The 21,436-nt window shown below is 33.0% G+C and carries 18 protein-coding genes; 12 read left to right on the forward strand and 6 right to left on the reverse strand.

The annotated features are described in order from the left end of the window. Nucleotides 1-53: 53 nt before the first annotated feature. On the forward strand, nucleotides 54-2,456 hold the full coding sequence (locus KAOT1_RS15655) for an outer membrane beta-barrel family protein (RefSeq protein WP_007095836.1): 2,403 nt from the start codon (nucleotides 54-56) through the stop codon (nucleotides 2,454-2,456). A 57-nt stretch (nucleotides 2,457-2,513) separates the two neighbouring features. After that, complete coding sequence (gene dusB / locus KAOT1_RS15660) at nucleotides 2,514-3,506, forward strand: tRNA dihydrouridine synthase DusB (protein WP_007095837.1); 993 nt, start codon at nucleotides 2,514-2,516, stop codon at nucleotides 3,504-3,506. A gap of 86 nt (nucleotides 3,507-3,592) precedes the next feature. Here the strand turns inward: dusB and KAOT1_RS15665 are convergent, their stop codons facing one another. The 4 genes from KAOT1_RS15665 to KAOT1_RS15680 form a co-directional block, all read right to left on the reverse strand. After that, nucleotides 3,593-5,443, reverse strand: coding sequence for a cation:proton antiporter (locus tag KAOT1_RS15665; protein ID WP_007095838.1), 1,851 nt, complete (start codon nucleotides 5,441-5,443; stop codon nucleotides 3,593-3,595). 91 nt (nucleotides 5,444-5,534) lie between these two features. Further along, entirely contained in the window at nucleotides 5,535-7,952 is a 2,418-nt protein-coding gene (locus KAOT1_RS15670; protein WP_007095839.1) for an HRDC domain-containing protein, read from the reverse strand. Between the two features lie 432 nt (nucleotides 7,953-8,384). Then, nucleotides 8,385-8,786, reverse strand: coding sequence for a hypothetical protein (locus KAOT1_RS15675; protein WP_007095840.1), 402 nt, complete (start codon nucleotides 8,784-8,786; stop codon nucleotides 8,385-8,387). Between the two features lie 37 nt (nucleotides 8,787-8,823). Beyond that, the gene (locus KAOT1_RS15680) at nucleotides 8,824-9,225 is read right to left on the reverse strand and encodes a hypothetical protein (protein ID WP_007095841.1); all 402 of its coding nucleotides are present in this window, start codon (nucleotides 9,223-9,225) and stop codon (nucleotides 8,824-8,826) included. Nucleotides 9,226-9,550: 325 nt separating this feature from the next. Between KAOT1_RS15680 and KAOT1_RS15685 the strand changes: the two genes are divergently transcribed. The 3 genes from KAOT1_RS15685 to KAOT1_RS15695 are packed head-to-tail and all read left to right on the forward strand — an operon-like array spanning nucleotide 9,551 to nucleotide 13,945. Continuing rightward, nucleotides 9,551-10,408 carry an MBL fold metallo-hydrolase gene (locus KAOT1_RS15685; protein ID WP_007095842.1) on the forward strand — a complete coding sequence of 286 codons (858 nt, stop codon included), beginning with the start codon at nucleotides 9,551-9,553 and terminating at the stop codon, nucleotides 10,406-10,408. A gap of 32 nt (nucleotides 10,409-10,440) precedes the next feature. Then, nucleotides 10,441-12,063 (forward strand): S8 family peptidase, encoded by a 1,623-nt coding sequence (locus tag KAOT1_RS15690; protein WP_007095843.1) that lies wholly within the window; start codon nucleotides 10,441-10,443, stop codon nucleotides 12,061-12,063. A gap of 43 nt (nucleotides 12,064-12,106) precedes the next feature. After that, nucleotides 12,107-13,945: a M1 family metallopeptidase gene (locus tag KAOT1_RS15695; protein WP_007095844.1), complete on the forward strand. Its 1,839-nt coding sequence runs from the start codon at nucleotides 12,107-12,109 to the stop codon at nucleotides 13,943-13,945. Between the two features lie 73 nt (nucleotides 13,946-14,018). On the opposite strand, the gene KAOT1_RS15700 is transcribed toward KAOT1_RS15695, so the two are convergent. Next, nucleotides 14,019-14,822, reverse strand: a complete 804-nt coding sequence (locus KAOT1_RS15700) for a S24 family peptidase (protein WP_007095845.1) — start codon at nucleotides 14,820-14,822, stop codon at nucleotides 14,019-14,021. 271 nt (nucleotides 14,823-15,093) lie between these two features. Between KAOT1_RS15700 and KAOT1_RS15705 the strand changes: the two genes are divergently transcribed. From KAOT1_RS15705 to KAOT1_RS15725, 5 genes are all read left to right on the forward strand, one after another. Further along, entirely contained in the window at nucleotides 15,094-15,249 is a 156-nt protein-coding gene (locus KAOT1_RS15705; RefSeq protein WP_158269150.1) for a hypothetical protein, read from the forward strand. Nucleotides 15,250-15,838: 589 nt separating this feature from the next. Then, nucleotides 15,839-16,273, forward strand: a complete 435-nt coding sequence (locus KAOT1_RS15710; RefSeq protein ID WP_007095847.1) for a TIGR02594 family protein — start codon at nucleotides 15,839-15,841, stop codon at nucleotides 16,271-16,273. Next, a complete protein-coding gene (locus KAOT1_RS15715; protein ID WP_007095848.1) occupies nucleotides 16,260-16,700 on the forward strand; it encodes a phage holin family protein in 441 nt (146 codons plus the stop codon). The genes KAOT1_RS15710 and KAOT1_RS15715 overlap by 14 nt, the downstream gene beginning before the upstream one ends. Next, nucleotides 16,697-18,046: a hypothetical protein gene (locus KAOT1_RS15720; protein ID WP_007095849.1), complete on the forward strand. Its 1,350-nt coding sequence runs from the start codon at nucleotides 16,697-16,699 to the stop codon at nucleotides 18,044-18,046. The genes KAOT1_RS15715 and KAOT1_RS15720 overlap by 4 nt, the downstream gene beginning before the upstream one ends. Before the next feature lie 75 nt (nucleotides 18,047-18,121). After that, nucleotides 18,122-18,733, forward strand: coding sequence for a hypothetical protein (locus KAOT1_RS15725; RefSeq protein WP_007095850.1), 612 nt, complete (start codon nucleotides 18,122-18,124; stop codon nucleotides 18,731-18,733). 64 nt (nucleotides 18,734-18,797) lie between these two features. On the opposite strand, the gene KAOT1_RS15730 is transcribed toward KAOT1_RS15725, so the two are convergent. After that, complete coding sequence (locus KAOT1_RS15730; RefSeq protein WP_040559612.1) at nucleotides 18,798-19,112, reverse strand: hypothetical protein; 315 nt, start codon at nucleotides 19,110-19,112, stop codon at nucleotides 18,798-18,800. A gap of 164 nt (nucleotides 19,113-19,276) precedes the next feature. Here KAOT1_RS15730 and rnpA point away from each other — a divergent pair, with 164 nt between their 5' ends. Continuing rightward, entirely contained in the window at nucleotides 19,277-19,672 is a 396-nt protein-coding gene (gene rnpA / locus KAOT1_RS15735; RefSeq protein WP_007095852.1) for a ribonuclease P protein component, read from the forward strand. Nucleotides 19,673-19,711: 39 nt separating this feature from the next. Then, entirely contained in the window at nucleotides 19,712-21,349 is a 1,638-nt protein-coding gene (locus KAOT1_RS15740; RefSeq protein WP_007095853.1) for a S41 family peptidase, read from the forward strand. Nucleotides 21,350-21,436 lie beyond the last annotated feature (87 nt).

The raw sequence follows: 21,436 nt of genomic DNA on the forward strand, positions 1-21,436 counted from the left end.
TTCTACGTTCAATAAAAATGAATATATTTGCTCTCAATTAACCAACCATCGCCATGAACCTAAAAATCACAAGTTTATTTGTGTTTTTTACATTTTTTACCGCATTTGGACAAGAAACCTACAACGTCTCCGGTAAATTGATTGCTTCTGAATCGGAAACTCCGATCTCTTTTGCGAATGCTGTATTGATGCATAACGACACTGTTTTAAAGGGAAGTTCTTCAGATACTTCGGGAACATTTACCATTACAAATGTTGCTAAAGGAACTTACAAATTAAAAATCAGTTTTTTAGGATATACAACGTATACCAAGCAGCTAGAAATTTCCAAAAATCTAGATTTGGGAACGATTGCGTTGCAAAAAGATAACGAATCTTTAGACGGTGTAACTATTACCAATAAAAAACCTGTTTTAAAACGTGAAATTGATCGTTTGATTTTTAATATTCAAGGAACTGCACTTACGGAAGATAATACTTGGGAAGTGTTGCGAAGAACGCCAGGTGTTATTGTTATCAACAATACGTTATCAATTAAAAATAGTACGCCAACAGTTTATATAAATGATCGAAAAGTACATCTTTCGGCAAGCGAAATTTATCAACTTTTAGAAGGAACACCTGCTGAAACTGTGAAATCTGTTGAGGTTATTACCAATCCGCCAGCGCGCTATGATGCACAAGGTGGCACTATTTTGAATATTGTGATGACAAAAAACTTGATTGTAGGTTATCATGGAAGTATTTATGGGAACTTTACACAAGGAGTTTTTCCGCGATATAGTGGTGGAATTAATCAGTTTTACAAACGTGGGAAGTTTAATATTTTTGGAAACTATAACTACAGACATTCAAAGATTAATAGAGATAATGACGAAACTATTAACTATTTAGAGAATACAACAACAACATCCGTTTGGAATTCAGATATCAACCGAAATCGGTGGTCAAATCAACATAATTTTAATTTGAATGTTGATTATGAGTTTGATGATAAAAATACGTTGAGTTTTTCTGGAAACTTATTGTATTTACCATATTGGAAGCGAAACACGGTAACCAATTCTGTTATAGACAATCAAACCGCAGCAAATGAAGATTTTTCTTTGACAGCGATCAACCGAGCAAATGAAGATAAACATAATTTAGGATTAAATTTAGATTATGTACATCATTTTGAAAGAGAAGGAGCGAAACTTTCTGCAAATATTCATTACACTGATTACGACAAAGCAAACGATCAGCATGTTGCTACAGATTATACCGTAGTTTCAAGCACGGATTTTTCAACAGCATTTACCACACATTCAAATCAGACAACCAATATTTTAAGCGGACAAGTTGATTACGAATTGCCTATAAGTGAAACCGCAAACTTTGAAGCAGGCGCAAAAGTAGCAAGCATTGAAACCAACAGTAATTTATGGCAATTTAATATAGAAAATGGTGTTTCTACCTTAGATGTTGCAAACTCAGATACGTTTTTATATGATGAGTCTATCTATGCAGGATACGTCAGTTACGCTAAAAACTGGGAAAAATGGAGTTTAAAAGTCGGTTTTAGAGGTGAACAGACAGAAATTAAAGGAAATTCACTCAGTACCAATCAAATAAACACACAAAACTATTTTGAATTATTTCCAACGGCGTATATAAGTCATAAAGTGTCGGATAAACTGAATGTATATATCGACTTTAGTCGAAGAATTCAACGTCCAAGTTTTGACGATTTGAATCCGTTTCGATATAATTTTACCGATTTTTCATTTGCCACAGGTAACCCAAGATTGCAACCAGCAATTGCTAACAATTACAAGCTAGGTGTTGAAATTGCTGATAAATTCTATATAGATGCATATTACACATACGACAAAGCTGCCATTTACGAATTAACTCTACAAGACAACGATAATGATGTTATTCAATATATAAGTTCTAATGTAGAAAATAACGTAAATTATGGATTGGATTTTTTAACGTATTTTTCTGTTGTAGACAATTGGAATGTTTCTGTATTTACTTCCATATTTAATTTAGAAGATACATTTACTTTAGATAATGTTTCAGTATCGCAAAAAAAGTGGTCAAATTACACTTCCATCGATAATAATTTTACATTTTTAAAAGATCAAAGTTTAACGGCTAATCTTTCCTTTTTATATATTTCTTCAACAATTCAAGGACTTTCTGAAGTTTCTAATAGAAGTTTAGTAAACCTTTCGCTTCGCAAGACATTGTGGAATAAAAAAGTTACATTATCGCTATCATTAAACGATATTTTTAACGGTCAGGAATTTACAAACACGACAAGATATTTTAATCAAAATAGTTTTTACCGTACAAATCTTGATTTACAAACCATTCGTATAGGATTCCGTTATAACTTCGGAAACACCAAACTTCAAACCAACCAACGTACCAAATCTTCCGCAGAGCAAGAACGTTTAAAAGACTAATTGATTCTGTTACAATTTTTCATGTATCTTTGCCCAATCTTTATAGAATAACGTATTGTGGTTAAAATAGGAGACATAGAATTGCCAGACTTTCCATTGCTTTTAGCGCCGATGGAAGATGTAAGTGATCCGCCTTTTCGTGCATTGTGCAAGGAACAAGGTGCAGATGTAGTGTATACAGAATTTATTTCTTCGGAAGGACTCATTCGCGATGCCGCAAAAAGTACCATGAAACTTGACATTTATGAAAAAGAACGTCCTGTGGGAATTCAAATATTTGGTGCGAACTTAGATTCAATGTTAAAATCGGTTGAAATTGTTGAAAAATCTGGTCCCGATATTATAGATATCAACTTTGGTTGCCCTGTAAAAAAAGTGGTAAGCAAAGGTGCAGGCGCAGGAATTTTAAAAGATATTGATTTGATGGTTTCTTTGACAGAAGCTATGGTAAAACATACCAAATTGCCTGTAACAGTAAAAACACGTTTGGGTTGGGATGAAAACACCATCAAAATTGTAGAAGTTGCCGAACGCTTACAAGATGTTGGTTGTGCTTCTATTGCTATTCATGGACGCACGCGTGCGCAAATGTATAAAGGTGAAGCAAATTGGCATCCAATTGCTGCGGTAAAAAACAATCCACGTATGCACATACCTGTATTTGGAAATGGCGATGTAGATTCTCCTGAAAAAGCAATGTTAATGCGAGATAAATTTGGCTTAGATGGCGCTATGATTGGTCGTGCAAGTATTGGATATCCTTGGTTTTTTAGAGAAGTAAAGCATTTCTTTGAAACTGGCGAGCATATGGCAAAACCAACTATGGAAGAACGTATAGAAGCGGCACGCCGTCACTTGCAGATGTCTATTGATTGGAAAGGCGAACGTTTAGGTGTTTTTGAAACTAGAAGACATTATACCAACTATTTTAAAGGAATTCCACATTTTAAAGAATACCGACAACGTTTAGTTACTACAGATGATTCTGCAGGAGTTTTTCAGGTTTTAGATGAAGTATACGAGAAGTTTGGCGATCATCAATTTGTGTAGTTTTCTGTAAAAAGAAGTATGGTTTTAAGAATCACGACTTTCTTCTGAGATAATTTTCGTTAGAGATAAAACATTTATATAAAAAATCAATTCGTTTCTGTTTCTTCTACATCAAACGGTTTTCCTAAATATACCAACTTCCAATTTTCTCCAATTTTGTCTACTTCTGTGTTGTGTGAAGAAATGATATAAAACTCATTATCTTCCTTTTTAATGAATAACGGAATGATATCTTTATCATTATTAGTAATCTCAATCAAGCCTCTATAATGTTCTTCATCATTAATATCAATTTCTTGGATAGATGGATATTTACGCGTTACCGCAGAAAGCGTCACATAATCGTCGGTGTTAGAAAATAATCCTTCTTTCGGATTGTTATTTTCATCAAGCATTTCTTCTCGTGTTACCAATCTGAATGAACCATTTTCACCAAACTCAGCTCCAAATTTATCAATTGCGTATTTATTAATACCTGAATTTCCTGTCATTGCCATTAAATAACCGACATCATTTAACTCAATATTATCGGTTAATGTATTCGAATATATGTCTGTATTAATTGCTTCCAATCCTAGTTCACGTGCTTTTGCAATGTTACTTTGATTACTATCAATTAAAACTACATGACGTCCATTTGTTTCCAAATAATGACCTAATAATCGTGATATTTTTGAAGCACCGACGATTAAAATTCCATTTGATTTTTTTAGAAAAACGCCTACTAATTTCGCAAATAACCGTGCGGTTGTTGCGTTCAATAAAACGGTTCCTAATACAATCATAAAAACCAATGGCGTAATATATTCTGCGCCAGGCACACCTTCATTTACCAATTTACTTCCAAATAATGAAGCAATTCCCGCCGCTACAATTCCTCGTGGTCCAACCCAACTGATAAAGAGTTTTTCGTTGGTTTTTAATTTTGAGTTAGCAGTACTCAAGAAAACACCTAATGGTCGTATGATAAACACCACAAGCACAAATAATGCAGCCGTTTTCCAATTATATAACAACATCAAATCGTTCATGTCAATATTCGCGGAAAGCAAAATAAAAAGTATTGAAATTAAAAGAACACTAAGCGATTCCTTAAAGTATAAAAGTTCTTTTATGTTTTCTAATTTTCCGTTTCCTAACACCATTCCCATAACAACAACTGCCAATAATCCTGATTCGTGTGCAAAGATTTCCGATTCAACAAACACTAATAAAACTGCAGAAAGTGATACTACATTTAGTAAATAATGCGGAATGAATTTTTTGTTAATCGCAAACGCTAATGCATGTGCAAAGGTGAATCCGAAAGTAGTTCCGAAAAGGATAATTTTTCCAAATTCAATCAATGCTGTTTTTGTAAAACCACTATCGCCTTCTACACTGATAAATTCAAAGACCAAAACGGCAACTAAGGCGCCAATAGGATCAATTAGAATTCCTTCCCATTTTAACACGGTCGAAATATCTTTTTTTAGCGGAATGTTTCGAAGAATTGGCGTAATTACAGTCGGTCCTGTAACAATGATTAATCCTGAAAATAGAAAAGACAATTCCCAACTCAATCCAAAAACCAAATGTGCTACAATTCCAGCGCCAAAAAATGTAATTGCCGAACCGAGCGTGATGAGCTTGGTAATTACGGGACCTACATTTTTAATTTCAGCACGTTTTAAGGTCAATCCGCCTTCAAACAGAATGATACTAATTGCCAACGAAACGAAATAATACAAACTTTCTCCTGGAAATAGCCCTTTTTCTTTTTCATTGTCCCAAATGGGTTCAATCCATTTTGTTCCATCTTCCGATAAAAACTCTGCGGCAATTGGTCCAACCAATAAACCAATCAAAATCAATGGTAAAATTGCGGGAATTTTAAATTTCCATGCAACCCATTGTGCTAATATTCCTAAAATGATAATTCCTGCTAATTCGAGCATGTATTCTTTATTTTATTGAATCGTAAATTTAATAATTAAAATGTTAAAATAAGTTAGATATTACCTTATTAAAACAACTGTTTTTGTGAAATTACTTTTTCTCGCTATACTTTAACAATATTCGGAGTTCGTTATACGAAAAATTGGTGCCTGCAATTTCTTTGAGCTCATTTAGACCTTCAAATGTGTTGTTTTTGATAATTTCCAATCCTTTGGTTACTTTTTCTTCCGCTAATATTTCGGTAATTTCCAACACGCCTTCTAGCACATAGTGACCTAAATGCCCGAAAATTGTAGAAGCTGCCAAGGCTCTTTTTTCTGCAATTTCTTCTATAGAAAAACCTTCTTTAAAAAAATCGAGCGACGTTTCTTTGGTATTTTTCTTTTCTACTTTAATAATTACGTCGTCTTTCATGGATGAAAGATTATTTTGAGTGACATAATCGTTGATGATCTCCAAAATTTCTTCCCCATATTTCTCCACACGAACTTTCCCCATTCCGTGAATTTTTTTGAGTTGTTTTGGTGTTGAAGGTAATAATTCGCACATTTCAAATAATGATTTTTGTGTAAATATTTGAAATGGCGGAACGTTTTCTGAGTTGGAAACGCTCAACCTAAATAATCGTAAATCTTCAAACAATTCTTCGTGTGATGTTGAAGTTGCCACAGGTCGTTTTATCACTTTTACTTCCGAAACTTCTAAGATGGCATTTGCACGCAGTTTTAAATAGTTTTCCGTTGAAAATTGATCGGATACTCCTTCTAAAATCTTGATTTTAACAGCTAATTTTTCTTCGATAGCTTTCAGCTGTTTTTCGATATCTTTTGAAACTGCTTGATTGTCAGTTGCAAAAGTAAACGTACTCAATACCTCAGCAATGTGTTGTTTGGTTTGCGCTGTAAAATATTCAACTGCTTTTTTAAATCGTGCTTGAATGGTTGCATCTTGCTCAGGATTTTCACTATTTTTTGCTAATGATGCTAACTGACTTTTAAACTTTGTATTTACCTTCATCAACGGAATAATGCCTTTATCCTTGATGGTTTCCAACGGTTGCAATATATTTCCTGTAAGCGAATTTTTGTTTTTGTAATACAGATCAATCAATCTTTTTACAGGATATAAAAACGGATTGTAATCAAATATTTCGCTAATTAAATCTAGCTGAAATGTTTTTTTGGAAGCTTTCAATTCGGCTTCATCAGGTTCGTTTTCTTCTAATTGCTCCGTAAACGTATTCACCGTAGTATCACTAATAATGCTTGCCGCTTTTATGGGTGTTTTTAACACAATTCCTTCCAGCGTTTTACATCTGCTCAGTGCAACATAGGTTTGCCCGTGTGCAAAAGAAGCTTCGGCGTCAATAATGGCTTTGTCAAACGTGAGTCCTTGACTTTTGTGAATCGTAATTGCCCACGCCAATCGCAAAGGAATTTGCGTATACGTACCTTCAATTGTATTGGAAATTTCTTTGGTTTCCTTGTTGAGCGTATATTTTATGTTTTCCCAAGTTTCATAGGTCGTTTCAATGAAATCATCATCCGAACATTGTACCGTAATAACTTCATCATCCAAATGAACTATTGTACCAATTTTTCCATTGTAATAGCGCTTTTCTATAGAACTATCATTTTTGATAAACATGACTTGTGCGCCTTCTTTGAGTACTAAATTTTCACTATTTGGATATGCTTTTTCATTGAAATCGCCTGAAATTTCTGCAACATACGTTCGTTCATGTGTATCTAAACTGTCTAATTGTTTTTGATTGATCGCATCTGCGCGATTGTTGTGCGTAGTGAGTGTAATGTACCCATCTTCCTTTTTCGGGTGGAAATTTGGCTGATATTGCTTGTTTAGAATTTCTGCGGAAGCTTTAGACAATGCATTGTTGCGAATTTCATTAAGAATTGCAATAAACGCTTGATTTTGCTGACGATAAATGTGTTTTAATTCAATTGCTAAAATAGCGGCTTTTTGATACGCAATGCTGCTAAAAAAATAGGCGGTTTGGTAATAGTTTTTCAATAATTGCCATTCGTTCGGGCGCACCACTGGCGAAAGTTGTTGCAAATCACCAATAAGTAATAATTGTACACCACCAAAAGGTTTTGTTCTGTCTTTGTATCTGCGCAATACAGCATCAATTCCATCTAAAACATCCGCACGAACCATACTGATTTCATCAATAATGACAAGGTCTAATGATTTGATGATGTCAATTTTAGTTTTACTGAATTTACGTTGTGTAGTCGCTTTTTGTTCGTTGGCATTTGGAATAAAGGGATCAAAAGACAGTTGAAAAAATGAGTGAATAGTTACACCTTTCGCATTGATGGCAGCAACACCTGTAGGCGCAACTACTATCATTCGTTTCATAGAGGTTGCTTTAATTTTATGCAAGAAAGTCGTTTTTCCTGTACCTGCTTTTCCTGTGAGAAATAGATTTCTGTTCGTTTTTTCTATAAAATTAAATGCTAAATCGAGCTCTTTATTAATTTCCATAAGATATTTCTTGCTTTAAAGGTAAAAGAAATGGATTTATCTCAAAATATTATTTCGATACATACACTTTAAATATATAAGAATTGAATGGTATAAAACGCACGTTACTATAATATTTTAAAAATATAATTTTAATACAAGAACGATGATCGTTTCAAGAAAAGACTTTCTTTTTAAATCAAGATTTTAGAGAATTACCGTTTTTGGCAAATATCAAAGAAATCAAAATCCTTTTTGACTTTGGAAAGTATTTGAAGAATGTATTTTGAGGAGCATATTTCAAATAGAACCTGAAAAAGCGAACAACCATCAACTTGCTGATTACTGTTCGCTTTATTTAAGTTATTTCTGTTTTTAGTTGTGACTACACTTTAGCACTTTATTAAGAAGAACTTTTTATTGTTTCTCAGGCATAAATTGTTCAAAATATCTTTAATGAAGAACTTTTTCAAACTTAGGATCATTAAAATCAAAGTTGTGATGGGCTATAAAATCTTTTATTGATACCCATTTGTAACCAACTCCTTCTTTGTAAATCATACAAGTTTTAATTCCAGAACCTCCTTCTGCATTGGCAATACTTAAACGTATACAAGTACCATCTTCTAAAAAATATAAAAGAAAACTATCAGATATTTTATCAGGTCCTATATCATAAACTTGTATACCATTTATCATAAAAAACCAACCGTTATGTTTATAATAATATTTATTACTCCCTATGTAGATAGGTACTTTTTCTTCTCTAACAACAATACTACTTCTGTTTAAAGGTTCATAGCGTTCCAATATTTGTAATGCGATTTCTATTATTTCGTCTTTTGTTGCTTTCATTAGGAGTTATTTTCAAAAATTATTTAATAAAATAAATTCAAAACATAACTTTTTCAAACTTTGGATCGTTAAAGTTAAAGTTGTGATGAGCTAAAAAATCTTTTATTGATACCCATTTGTAACCAACTCCTTCTTTGTAAATTATACAAGTGTTAATTCCAGAACCTCCTTCTGCATTGGCAATACTTAAACGTATACAGGTACCATCTTCTAAAAAATATAAAAGGTAACTATCAGATATTTTATCAGGTCCTACATCATAGATTTCTGTGCCATCTATCATAAAAAACCAACCATCATACTTATAGTAATATTCCCTACTTTCTGTAAAAACAGGCACTTTTTCTTCTCTAACAACAATACTGCTTCTGTTTAAAGGTTCATAGCGTTCCAATATTTGTAATGCTGTTTCTATTATTTCGTCTTTTGTTGCTTTCATTATTATTTAGCTTGATTAGTATTTGATTCCTATTTTTTTAAATAGAACTTATTGTAACTAAAAAAGCAAACAATTTTCAGAAAGTTGATAGTTGTTCATTTATTTAGATTCTATTTATACTATAGTTAGCATGTCTTGTTCTGTATCAGAAGTACTATTTAATCTTTTAAAGATCTAAAACTTTTATCATTTATTTAAAAGGAAATCACTATAATTTTTATTCAAAACCAAAAATTTACAGCTGGTTTTCTTAATAAAAACTTAACGATTACCCTTTTTTGTTGCGGTTTTGTTAATTTGCAAGACAAAACCAGAAATAACTTTTATGAAGCTTTATCCCATAGCTGCCGGAAATTTTAAATTGGATGGCGGTGCCATGTTTGGCGTAGTTCCTAAATCATTATGGCAACGTACTAATCCTGCAGATGCAAACAATATGATTGATATTGCTGCGCGCTGTTTGCTTATTGAAGATGGAGATCGATTAATTCTTATCGATACTGGCATGGGAAACAAACAAAGTGATAAATTTTATGGCTATTACCATCTTTGGGGCGATGATTCTATCGAAAAATCATTAAAAGCTCACGGTTTTCATAAAGATGACATTACCGATGTTTTTATGACACATTTGCATTTTGACCATTGTGGTGGAAGCATTCAATGGAATAAAGATCGTACTGGGTATGAACCTGCGTTTAAAAATGCACGCTTTTGGAGCAACAAAAACCATTGGCAATGGGCAACAATTCCCAATAGACGTGAGAAAGCTTCTTTCCTAAAAGAAAACATCATTCCGATGCAAGAAAGTGGTCACCTCAACTTTATTGCGCAACCAGAAGTAGATATAGTAACCCAATCTGCACTTGGTTTTGATGTATTTTTTGCGAATGGTCACACAGAAAAACAAATGATTCCAATGATTCACTATAAAGGAAAAACCATTTGTTTTATGGCAGATTTATTACCAACTGTTGGACATTTACCACTTCCTTTTGTTATGGGATATGACACAAGGCCTTTGTTGACCTTAGACGAAAAGGAAAAATTTTTAAACATGGCAGCCGATAAAAATTTTTACCTGTTTTTAGAACACGATGCACACCACGAAATTATTACGGTAAAACACACTGAAAAAGGAGTAAGACTCAACGAAGTTTTTACTTGTAAAGATATTTTTTAAAAACCCACTATTTATTTAAAAACACTAAAATAATGAAACTTATAAAATCCTCTATTTTTGCTGCTTCTCTCCTACTCTTAGCAGGTTGCGGAAGTACAGCACCCATTTTATCAACTCCTATTGAAAATATAGATGCAACACCTTTAAAAGAGCGTGCACTAACGAAAGACGAACTCAAAACTTGGAGTCATAAAGATTTAATAAATGATACCATTCCAGGAATGAGTGTTGATAAAGCTTACGCAGAAATCATCAAAGGAAAAAAAGGTAAAAAAGTTATTGTAGCTGTTTTAGATTCTGGAATTGATATCGATCATGAAGATTTAGATGATGTTATTTGGACTAACACTGACGAGATTCCAAATAATGGAAAAGATGATGATAATAACGGTTATGTTGATGATGTTCACGGCTGGAATTTCCTTGGCGATTCATACAATGAAAACATGGAAAAAACACGTATCGTCAAAAAAGGACCAAACACACCTAATTATGCAGAAGCCAAAAAAGAACTTGATGCTGAGTATGAAAAATTCAGTGGTATCAAAACACGTCTTGACCAAACTTTAGCCAGAGTAAAAAGTACTGACGAAGCTTTAAAAGCTCATTTAAAGAAAGATAACTACACACTTGAAGATGTAAATGCTATCAAAACAACCAACCAAACCTTAATGGAGCATGTTGCATTGGCGAAACAAATTTTAGCCAGCGGAAGATATAAAAATCTAGAAGGTGTTGTAGAAGCTATAAAAGGTGACATGGAAACAGTGACCGATTATTTGAATTATTACTTAAATACAAATTTTGAAGGACGATCTATTGTAGGCGACAATCCGTTAGATATTACAGATACTAATTATGGAAACAACAATGTAAAGCATTCGGTAAAAACTGAATCACACGGAACACACGTTGCTGGAATTATTGCCGCAGAGCGTAACAATGGAAAAGGTGTAAATGGTGTTGCAAATAATGTAGCAATCATGTCTGTAAGAATGGTTCCAAATGGTGATGAGTATGACAAAGATGTTGCTTTGGCAATTCGTTATGCAGTTGACAACGGTGCAAGAATTATCAATACAAGTTTTGGTAAGTATTTCTCTCCAAACTCTGAATGGGTTCGTGATGCTATCGCTTACGCGGGAAAAAACAATGTGCTCATTGTCAATGCTGCTGGAAATGAAAATACAGATTTAGACACTAAAGCGGTATATCCTAACGATCAAATATTAACTGGTGAAGAAGTATCTGATACCTTTTTAACTGTTGGTTCTATAACAAACAAATATGGTTCGCAGCTAGTTTCTGGATTCTCTAATTACGGACAAAGTAGCGTAGATGTTTTTGCTCCTGGGTCTGCTATTTATTCAACATTTCCAGAAAACGAATATAAGTCTATCGGAGGAACTTCCATGGCTGCTCCTGGAGTAGCAGGAGTTGCAGCATTAATTTTATCACAATATCCAAAGCTAACAGCGGCACAGGTAAAACAGATCATCATTCAATCTGGTCTTCCAATTAATAGAGACGTAGTTGTAGATCAGTCTCAGCCAGCAATGCCATTCTCTAAGTCGTCTCGTTCAGGAAAAATTGTAAACGCTTACAATGCGCTTATTTTAGCTTCTAAAGTAAACAGTGGTCAAGTAAAACTGTAGATACAACTCATTAATTAAATACATTTCAAAAAAACACAAATAGATGAAAATTTTCAGTAAAATAAGTATCCTTCTAGCACTTACTGTTTTATCATGCAAACCGCAGCAAGAAACCATGAGTAGCGACAAGAATATGACATCTTACAGTGCATCATCTACGTATTGGCAGCAACACGTAGATTATACGATGGATATTGATATGAATGTCAATAACTATCAATATACAGGAACTCAAAAATTAGTTTACACAAACAATTCTCCTGATGTTTTAGACAAAGTATATTATCACTTATATTTCAATGCTTTTCAGCTAGGAAGTGAGATGGATGTGCGCTCTAGATCTATTGCAGATCCAAGTCCAAAAATTGGAGATAGAATTAGCAAACTGAAAGATTCTGAAATTGGATATTTAAAAATTAACTCGTTAACCCAAAATGGGCAAGCGCTAACACATACTACAGAAGGAACTATTTTAGAGGTAACTTTAGCAAAACCTATTATGCCAGGAGCTTCTGCTACGTTTGATATGAATTTTGAAGGACAAGTTCCTGTACAAATTCGTCGCTCTGGTAGAAATAACAAGGAAGGAGTTGCTTTGTCAATGACACAATGGTATCCAAAAATGGCAGAATACGATTTTGAAGGTTGGCATACACCACCATATATTGCACGCGAATTTCATGGTGTTTGGGGAGATTTTGATGTAAAAATTACAATTGATAAAGACTATGTTATTGGTGGAACTGGATATTTACAAAATCCGAATGAAATTGGATATGGTTATGAAACAGGAACGGTAAAAAGACCTGAAGGCAATACACTTACTTGGCATTTTAAAGCACCAAACGTACATGACTTTACTTGGGCTGCCGATCCTGAATTTGTACACGATACGCGAAAGGGTCCAAATGGTGTCACACTACACTTTTTATATAAAAACGATCCAGAAATTAGAGAAAACTGGAAAAACTTACAGCCAAAAACAGCAGAAATGCTTGAGTATTACAATGAATATATTGGGCAATATCCGTACAAACAATACTCTGTAATACAAGGTGGAGATGGCGGAATGGAATACGCAATGTGTACGTTAATTACAGGAAAAAGAAAGTTTGGAAGTTTGGTTGGTGTTACGGCACACGAATTGGCACATACATGGTTTCAGTTTTTGCTAGCAACCAACGAATCAAAACACGAGTGGATGGACGAAGGATTTACCTCATATATTTCTCATCGTTGTATGGATCATATTATGGACACAAACAAGGAAAATCCGCATAAAGGTTCATATATGGGATATTTTAGTTTGGTAAAATCTGGAAAAGAGCAACCGCTTACCACACATGCTGATCGTTATGAATACAACAGAGCGTATAGTATTTCTGCTTATGGGAAAGGCGAAATTTTCATGTCGCAATTAGAATATGTTATTGGAAAGAAAAATGTTGAAAAAACACTTAGAAAGTACTTTGATGATTTCAAATTTAAACATCCAACACCAAATGATATTAAGAGAACTGCCGAAAAAGTTTCAGGAATTCATTTAGATTGGTATTTGACAGATTGGACGCAGACAACCAATACGATAGATTATGGAGTAAAGGAAATTAAAGGAAATACTATTGTTTTAGAACGTATCGGACTGATGCCAATGCCAATAGATATTACCGTAAATTACGCAGATGGTTCTAGTGAAGAATTTTACATTCCGTTGCGTATGATGCGTGGAGAAAAGCCTACAACTGCCACTCAAAAAGCAGACTGGGCTTGGGCATATCCATATTATGCTTTGGAAACTAACAAAACGGTTAAAAGTGTGGAAATAGATCCTTCACAATTAATGGCAGATATTAACAGAGATAACAATGTTGCTAGACAATAGAAACATTATAATATAACTTAAAAGCGAGATCACAATTGTATGATCTCGCTTTTTTATGTTTTTAAGATTTAGGTTAATTTTTTTGTCGCAATGCATTTTCAAGCAATACGATTTTACTTTCCAAATCGTGTAATCTATCATATACATCCACAGGTTCTGGCATTTGTTTGGAAGCAAACATCGTTACATACCAAACTTCCATGATTTCTTCTGCATTAATGGTATATGTTGGATAATTTCCATCTTTATTATCAGATTTTAAAATTAGCTTTCCACGTTCTTCTATTCTATTAATTACACGTTTCAGCACAATTCCGTCATTACGACTTACAATAACGTATACGCGACCATCTTTTACATCGTTTAAATCTTCTACATACTTTCCAAAGACTAAATCGCCATCAAAAAATGTACGTACCATTGAATTTCCCTGTACTTCAAAACAACGGTATGTTCCGTTGGTTAAATGTGGCATGCTAAAAGAAGGCAATGTTTCAATATAATCTGCATCACCATAACCATCTAAATATCCTGCTCTTGCTTTTACAGGAACATATACTACATTTTCTTCTCCTTCCTGATTTACGGCAACAACTTGTGGAATTCCAGCATATGTTTGAAATTCTTTTTTATCAGCTTTAAACATTTGTGAGCTTATGCCGAATAAATATTCTGGATTAATGTCAAACTCTTTAATAATACTTGTTAATAAATCATAGCCAGGTTTTGTTCTTTTCCTAGATCCATCAGGTTGTGGACGACCATTGGTAATGCTGTCTATCGTTGTGCTAGTCACGCCTATTCTTTTGGAAAATGAATTATTGTTAAGACGAAAATGATCGATGATCTGCTTTATTTTTTCATGTATTCCTTCCATATCTCTCCTAGTAATTTAAACATTTTACAAAATAATTCTGTTTTTTGTTTTAATTATTCTGTAATTTGTTTATATTTGTACTGTAATTTGTTGCTAATATATGAATTATTATTGAAAATCAAACATTTGTGAGTATAAATATCGATTTTATTCTTCATAAATACACAAAAAGAGATAAAATATAGACTGACGGTTACGTATTTTGAATATAACATTCTTATACGATTTTAAAAAAGTAGAATACACAATAACACCTTATAATACAGCAGCCATGAAACGAAGTAAAGAGCTACTAGACAAAAGAAAAAAATTCATTCACAACTATGTAGAAGACAATTCTGCAAAACAAATGAAAGTAATTATCAACGAATTGGTTGATAGACTGTTCATCTCAGAAAAGACGATATACAATATTTTAAAACAGTAATCAGCTAGTCACTCAACTCTCATTAAAATATGTATATCTGGAAAGCTCCTTTTCTTGCCATAAGGAGTTTTCCTTCTGATTGTTACAATACAGAATGCATCCTGCAGTGAATACGATATTGGTACATGAAAAATAAGTTCTTAGGGTTAATTACAATTATTCATTGTACAATACGTATTCAAAAAATCCCTTGTAATAAGGGATTTTTTTATGCTTCTAATCTTACATATGTAGATTCAAACAAAAAACAGAAAAAAATAATAATAATTTTGTAATATGTTTGTTTTATATTGTAATATGTTTTATATTTGTACTCGCTTTTCTAATGAACGGACATCATTTGTACGATTCGTATTTAAAAAAACACTGTTGAGAAGAATCTTAAAATGCACGCAAAGCCTTATTCTGGTTAAGAAAATTATATAAATAGAGTTGCAGCATCTACAAGTTTTTTTATTCTCAAATTAAATTCCAACATTTTCATGAATATTTAATTCATTGCACTGAATTGCACAGTTGCATACGGTAATTGTATGCAAATTATTATCAGACAATAGTATTTGTCACTCAATTATTAAAAGTAAAAACTATGAGCTTAATTCAAAAAGCATTATCACAATATGGAGTAAGAGAAGTTGATGGTAAAGCTGATAATCCCCAAATTATTAGATACTTTGAAGCATTAGGATTCGACAGTAGCAAGTTACACGACGAAACCGCTTGGTGCAGTGCGTTTGTAAACTGGGTTTCTAAAACGGAAAATTACACATATAGTGGAAAATTAAACGCAAGAAGTTGGTTAAATGTTGGTGAATCTACCGCATTACCAAAACAAGGAGATATTGTCGTATTATGGCGTGAATCTCCAAGTAGCTGGAAAGGACATGTAGGTTTTTTTGTAAAACAAACAAAGCGTTATGTATACATTTTAGGAGGCAATCAGAACAATAGAGTTTCTATCAAGGCTTATCCTAAAAATAGAGTTTTGGATTATAGAAAACTATCTAAAAATGGAGAAGATTAAGCCTTACGTATTTTGGTTAATGGCACTTATTGCTCCTATTGCTTCTGTAATGTTTACAGTTGCTTTTCTCATCATTGTCGATTTTATCACAGGAACCTATGCCTCCATTAAGAAAAATGTCCCTATAACAAGTGAACAGATTGGAAATACAGTTTCCAAATTTTTCATATACAACTTGGTTGTCTTATCCGCTTTTTTATTGGAAAAATATATTGTAAAAGAAATCCCTTTTCAGCGAATTATTGCTGGATTTATCGCTATTGCAGAAATTAAATCTATCATGGAAAATTTCAATAAAATATATGGTATAAATCCTTTCAAAGCATTAATCAATTTAATTAAAAAAAGATCTCTCAAAGATTTAGAAGAAACCATAGATATTCTTGTAAATGATACTGAAAAAGGTCAAAAAAATAAAACAAAATGAAACAAACATTAGAAACCTTAAAATCATATTTTGAAACAGGTGATAAACCTACACAAACTCAATATGAAGACTTGCTAGATAGTTTGGTACATAAAGATGATGTGCTAACAGGCACATCATCTGTAAATACTGTATTTATCGATACACAAAATGGAGATGACGCTACTGCAGAAATAGGAAATATACAACAACCATACTTAACTATTGATGCTGCAATTACTGCCTATAATACTACCAATCCTCGCCAAGGAGATAGTACAGATTCAGAACATGATTTTTTAAATGTTCAACTGATATCTAAAGGTGTTTATGAAATTAATGGTCAATTACCTCAGCGAAATATTCACTTTGAATCTAAAGAGAGTTGTACTATTGATTTATCGAACAATACAAATGAATACTTTAACTTATTGGTCGCTAATACACATCACAAATACGTATTTTCAATTCCAAAAGGAAAGCTCTTAAATAATTCTGAAAATAAGTTTTCGGGCGATTATTTATTTTTTGAAGGCGATTTTGATTGTATTGAAAGTTATGGTGCTCCATATGCTGTATTTGGAAAAGGATTTATTACAGCAAATCAGGTGAATGTAACCTACAATTTGCTCAAAGGAAGCGGAACAGTATTTAGCACATTAGGTAGTAATTCTGTAAATACTTTTACAGGAAATATTGAAAGTATTGGCGCTCAGTTGATGGTAAACAACGAAGGAAATGGAGTCAGCTATTTTGACTTTGATGAAGCAAAAGGGACACATAAATTAAGCTTATTAAAAGCAGGGTTGGCAACTGTTTGTTATGTGAATTTTGGAAAACACCATCCTGATGTAATCACTGAAATTGTGAAGATTGCTCCAACAGGAAAATTGTATATCAATTTCAAAGAAAATGCAGAAACTTACGGATCTTTTAATGCAGGAGAAACTCATTTTTCAGGAAGTAAAGCAATCGTAAATGCTTCACTTGCTAGACTACAACACAAGTTATTTTTTAATAATGCTTCTATAGTATCTAATGTGGCTTTGTGTACATTAATTGGCGGAAGCGCTCAATTATTTATCAAAAATTCCTATATAGAACTATTATCAAACTTAATAGCTATCGAAACTGACATTAATTTCACGGTTGATGTGTTAACCTTTATTGGTCATAACACCATTTATCAGACTACTAATCCTGGAAACGATTTGGTAACTAAATATTCAGAATCAGAACCTACGGGTGTTGCCTATAAAGTTGTACTACAAAACTCTCTAATTACCAATGGTGTCCTAAATACGACAATTACAGGAACTACAAATTCAACAGCTACATTAAGCATTGAAACCACAAATACTTATTAAATCTAATACATTTAATACTTAAAATTTGCAAGAGCCTTCGCTTTAAAGTAAAGGCTCTTATTTACCCAAATCATCATGAAAAAAATACAACTATCTACAGATAGAATTTTGCTGGTACTTATCACTGTTTTAGTATGGTATAGCACGCTTATGAAAGCCTGTGAAAGCGATACAGAAATACAACCACAACCAACCGTGACGGTTGTAAAAGATACTATTTGGCAAACAAAAATTGATACATTACGAATTGAAACCACAAAGTTTCAACAAGTGTATATTCCAATAACTGGAACACAAACACAACGTAAAAATTTCAAAGAAAAAATTTCGGTCGAAGAAACCAAACAATTCACAGAAGGAAAATTATATAAAGACACGCTTCAAACGGACGATATAGATATTTATACCTACAATTTAGTCGATGGAACCTTAATTGACAGTAAGTTTTCATATCAACTCAAAGTTCCTAGAGAAGTTACCATTACCAAAACCATTGAACATCCAAAAACCTACAAAAGCGGATTGTACATATTTAGCGAAATTGGCGGAAACAAACAGCAATTTGATAACCTGAGTCTCGGACTGCAATATCAGCATAAAGGGAAATGGTTTGCTTCCTATCGCATCAATCTCAATCAAATTAACACAACAACACACAATGTTGGTGTTGGCGTTAGGTTATGGTAAAAAAAAAGAGGCTGTATAAAAGTGTTTAGAAACATCATTCTGGACTTTTTAGAATTCAGCCTCTTTATATCAATACAATAATTGTAATAATCAACGCGACGAGTACAAGCGTTAATATAAGTTCAATTGTATAAGGTCTGTTATATAATTTTGAAGTTATTTTTTCTGTTTCTTCTGCTTCTTTTTCCTTCAAACATTCATTGACGTGTTCTACAAAATCGAGGTCTTTCTCATTAAAAAAATACTCCGTAAACTTCGAGTCAGGAATTTCTCTCTTTACAAAATCAATCTGCTGCGCTTTCAATGCATTATCAAAGAAAACTTCAGCTTCTTCATTTGTAAATAGTTTAAAATAACGCTCTAATTTTACCTTCTTCATTTGTGGTCTGTAGTCAATAAAGATAGTAAATACAATCTTATTTTCTATTTTTACCCAATCAACTACTTGGAAGCAAATTATTGAAGTGTTTAAAACGGACAAACAAGAAATTTGATATAAGTGTTTACATATTTAAATCTCGATAATCGAGTCAATAACTATTTATGAATTATCGTTTTCCAAAAGAAGAAAAATTAAAAAGTAAAAAGTGCCTAGACTTGCTTTTCAGCGAAGGAGGCGCTGTGTCAAAATTTCCGCTAAGACTTGTTTATATTGCGACTGATTTACCAAAAGATGTCCAAATTCAAGCTGGAGTTTCTGTCACAAAAAGACGTTTTAAAAAAGCCGTAACACGCAATCGTATCAAAAGACTCATGCGTGAAGCCTACCGTTTGCACAAAAATGACGTTTTTAACACAATATCAACATCCTATGCTTTTATGTTTTTGTATATTGGAAAAAAAGAACCGACTTTTGAAGAAATAGAAAAGTCAATGATTCGATTGTTGCAAAAATTTCTAGAAAAAACCAACACAATTGATGCACCCGAAAAAGAATGATACAAAAGCTATCTTACTAGCTATTAATGAAATAAAAAGATGAGAAAATTATTTAAAAAACGAATTGTAGTTCCTGCATTAGCTATTATATTTTTATTTGGATCCGTAAGTTTTAAAAGTGACTTTTTTGAAATCGCGAAGCAAATTGAAATATTTACCACCATGTTTAAGCAATTAAATATGAATTATGTAGATGAAACAAATCCTGCGGAATTGATGGACGATGCGATCAAAGAAATGCTAAACGATCTCGATCCATATACCAAGTTCTACAACGAACAAGATGTGGAGGCTGCAAAAATTAGAAATGCTGGAGAATACTCAGGAATTGGCGCTTCTGTACGTAGAAATAAAAATAAAATTACCATCATTGAGCCTTATAAAGGATATCCTGCCGATAAAGCCGGATTGAAAGCTGGTGACGAAATTTTAAAAATCGGTGACATTGTTGTTGCCAATTTTAAAGAAGATACAGGCGAACTCCTAAAAGGTGCTGCCAATAGCAAAGTGAACATCGTATACAAACGCCAAGGAAAAGAATATACGACTGAGCTAACGCGAACTAAAATTGAAGTAGATGCCGTTCCTTTTTACAAAATGATTGATGATAAAACGGGATACATTGTGCTAGCAAAATTCAACAAAAAAGCAAGTGCACAAACCAAAGATGCTTTAGAAAAATTAAAAGAAGATGGTGCAGAACGCATTGTACTTGACTTACGTGGAAATCCTGGTGGATTGCTAAGAGAATCTATTGCAATTGTGAACTTATTTGTACCAAAAGGCGAAGTCATTGTGACGACAAAATCGAAAGTAAAAAAATACAACAGAACCTACAAAACCCGTAAAAAACCTGTTGATACCGAAATTCCATTAGTTGTATTGGTAAACGGTAGAAGCGCCTCTGCAAGCGAAATTGTTTCGGGAGCACTACAAGATTTAGACAGAGCCGTTGTAATTGGCGCACGTAGTTTTGGAAAAGGATTGGTACAACAACCTAAAAAGTTGACGTATGGAACACAATTAAAAGTAACCATTTCAAGATATTACACGCCTTCAGGACGTTGTATTCAAGCATTAGACTATTGGAATAGAGATGAAAACGGAAACGCAGTGCGTACCAATGAACGCGATTACAATGCTTTTAAAACAAAAAAAGGAAGAACAGTATATGATGGTGGCGGAATTAATCCTGATATTGTCATTGCTTCTCAAAAAACTAGCGATTTCACAAGATCATTAATCGGAAACTTAGTTATTTTTGATTATGCTACGGAGTTTTACAACAAAAATTCTTTTGCTACTATAAATGAGTTCTCTTTTAACGATGCTAACTATGCCGCATTCAAGCAAAATATCATTGAAAGCGGAATGGATTACTACGAAACAGATACTGAAAAAGAACTCAAAAAAATCATGGCAACGAAAGAAGCAGAAGATTTTGGCGAAAATGTTTCAAAAGAATACACTGACTTATTGGCTGCTATCAAGCAAAGCAAATTAGACGCTTTAGACACATATAAAAAGCAAATTGAAATAGAACTTCAAAACGAAATTTTAAAGCGTTATTTTTATCGTGAAGGCTTGTATCAATATCAATTAACAAATGATGAAGCTATCAAAGCAGCAACTAATTTATTGGCTAACAAAAGTAAATATGAAGCTATTTTAAATTAAGAATTTAAACATTCCAATTAAAATTTAACGAATTACAAGCTACACAAATAGTATATTCATGTCCGTTAAGTGGTTTTTCACAACGAT

This window comes from Kordia algicida OT-1 (assembly GCF_000154725.1).
Taxonomy (GTDB): domain Bacteria; phylum Bacteroidota; class Bacteroidia; order Flavobacteriales; family Flavobacteriaceae; genus Kordia; species Kordia algicida.

Coding starts and splice junctions, on each gene's coding strand:
- KAOT1_RS15655 (WP_007095836.1), top strand. CDS start 54: ATGAACCTAAAAATCACAAGTTTATTTGTGTTTTTTACATTTTTTACC.
- KAOT1_RS15665 (WP_007095838.1), bottom strand. CDS start 5,443: ATGCTCGAATTAGCAGGAATTATCATTTTAGGAATATTAGCACAATGG.
- KAOT1_RS15670 (WP_007095839.1), bottom strand. CDS start 7,952: ATGGAAATTAATAAAGAGCTCGATTTAGCATTTAATTTTATAGAAAAA.
- KAOT1_RS15675 (WP_007095840.1), bottom strand. CDS start 8,786: ATGAAAGCAACAAAAGACGAAATAATAGAAATCGCATTACAAATATTG.
- KAOT1_RS15680 (WP_007095841.1), bottom strand. CDS start 9,225: ATGAAAGCAACAAAAGACGAAATAATAGAAACAGCATTACAAATATTG.
- KAOT1_RS15685 (WP_007095842.1), top strand. CDS start 9,551: ATGAAGCTTTATCCCATAGCTGCCGGAAATTTTAAATTGGATGGCGGT.
- KAOT1_RS15690 (WP_007095843.1), top strand. CDS start 10,441: ATGAAACTTATAAAATCCTCTATTTTTGCTGCTTCTCTCCTACTCTTA.
- KAOT1_RS15695 (WP_007095844.1), top strand. CDS start 12,107: ATGAAAATTTTCAGTAAAATAAGTATCCTTCTAGCACTTACTGTTTTA.
- KAOT1_RS15700 (WP_007095845.1), bottom strand. CDS start 14,822: ATGGAAGGAATACATGAAAAAATAAAGCAGATCATCGATCATTTTCGT.
- KAOT1_RS15705 (WP_158269150.1), top strand. CDS start 15,094: ATGAAACGAAGTAAAGAGCTACTAGACAAAAGAAAAAAATTCATTCAC.
- KAOT1_RS15710 (WP_007095847.1), top strand. CDS start 15,839: ATGAGCTTAATTCAAAAAGCATTATCACAATATGGAGTAAGAGAAGTT.
- KAOT1_RS15715 (WP_007095848.1), top strand. CDS start 16,260: ATGGAGAAGATTAAGCCTTACGTATTTTGGTTAATGGCACTTATTGCT.
- KAOT1_RS15720 (WP_007095849.1), top strand. CDS start 16,697: ATGAAACAAACATTAGAAACCTTAAAATCATATTTTGAAACAGGTGAT.
- KAOT1_RS15725 (WP_007095850.1), top strand. CDS start 18,122: ATGAAAAAAATACAACTATCTACAGATAGAATTTTGCTGGTACTTATC.
- KAOT1_RS15730 (WP_040559612.1), bottom strand. CDS start 19,112: ATGAAGAAGGTAAAATTAGAGCGTTATTTTAAACTATTTACAAATGAA.
- rnpA (WP_007095852.1), top strand. CDS start 19,277: ATGAATTATCGTTTTCCAAAAGAAGAAAAATTAAAAAGTAAAAAGTGC.
- KAOT1_RS15740 (WP_007095853.1), top strand. CDS start 19,712: ATGAGAAAATTATTTAAAAAACGAATTGTAGTTCCTGCATTAGCTATT.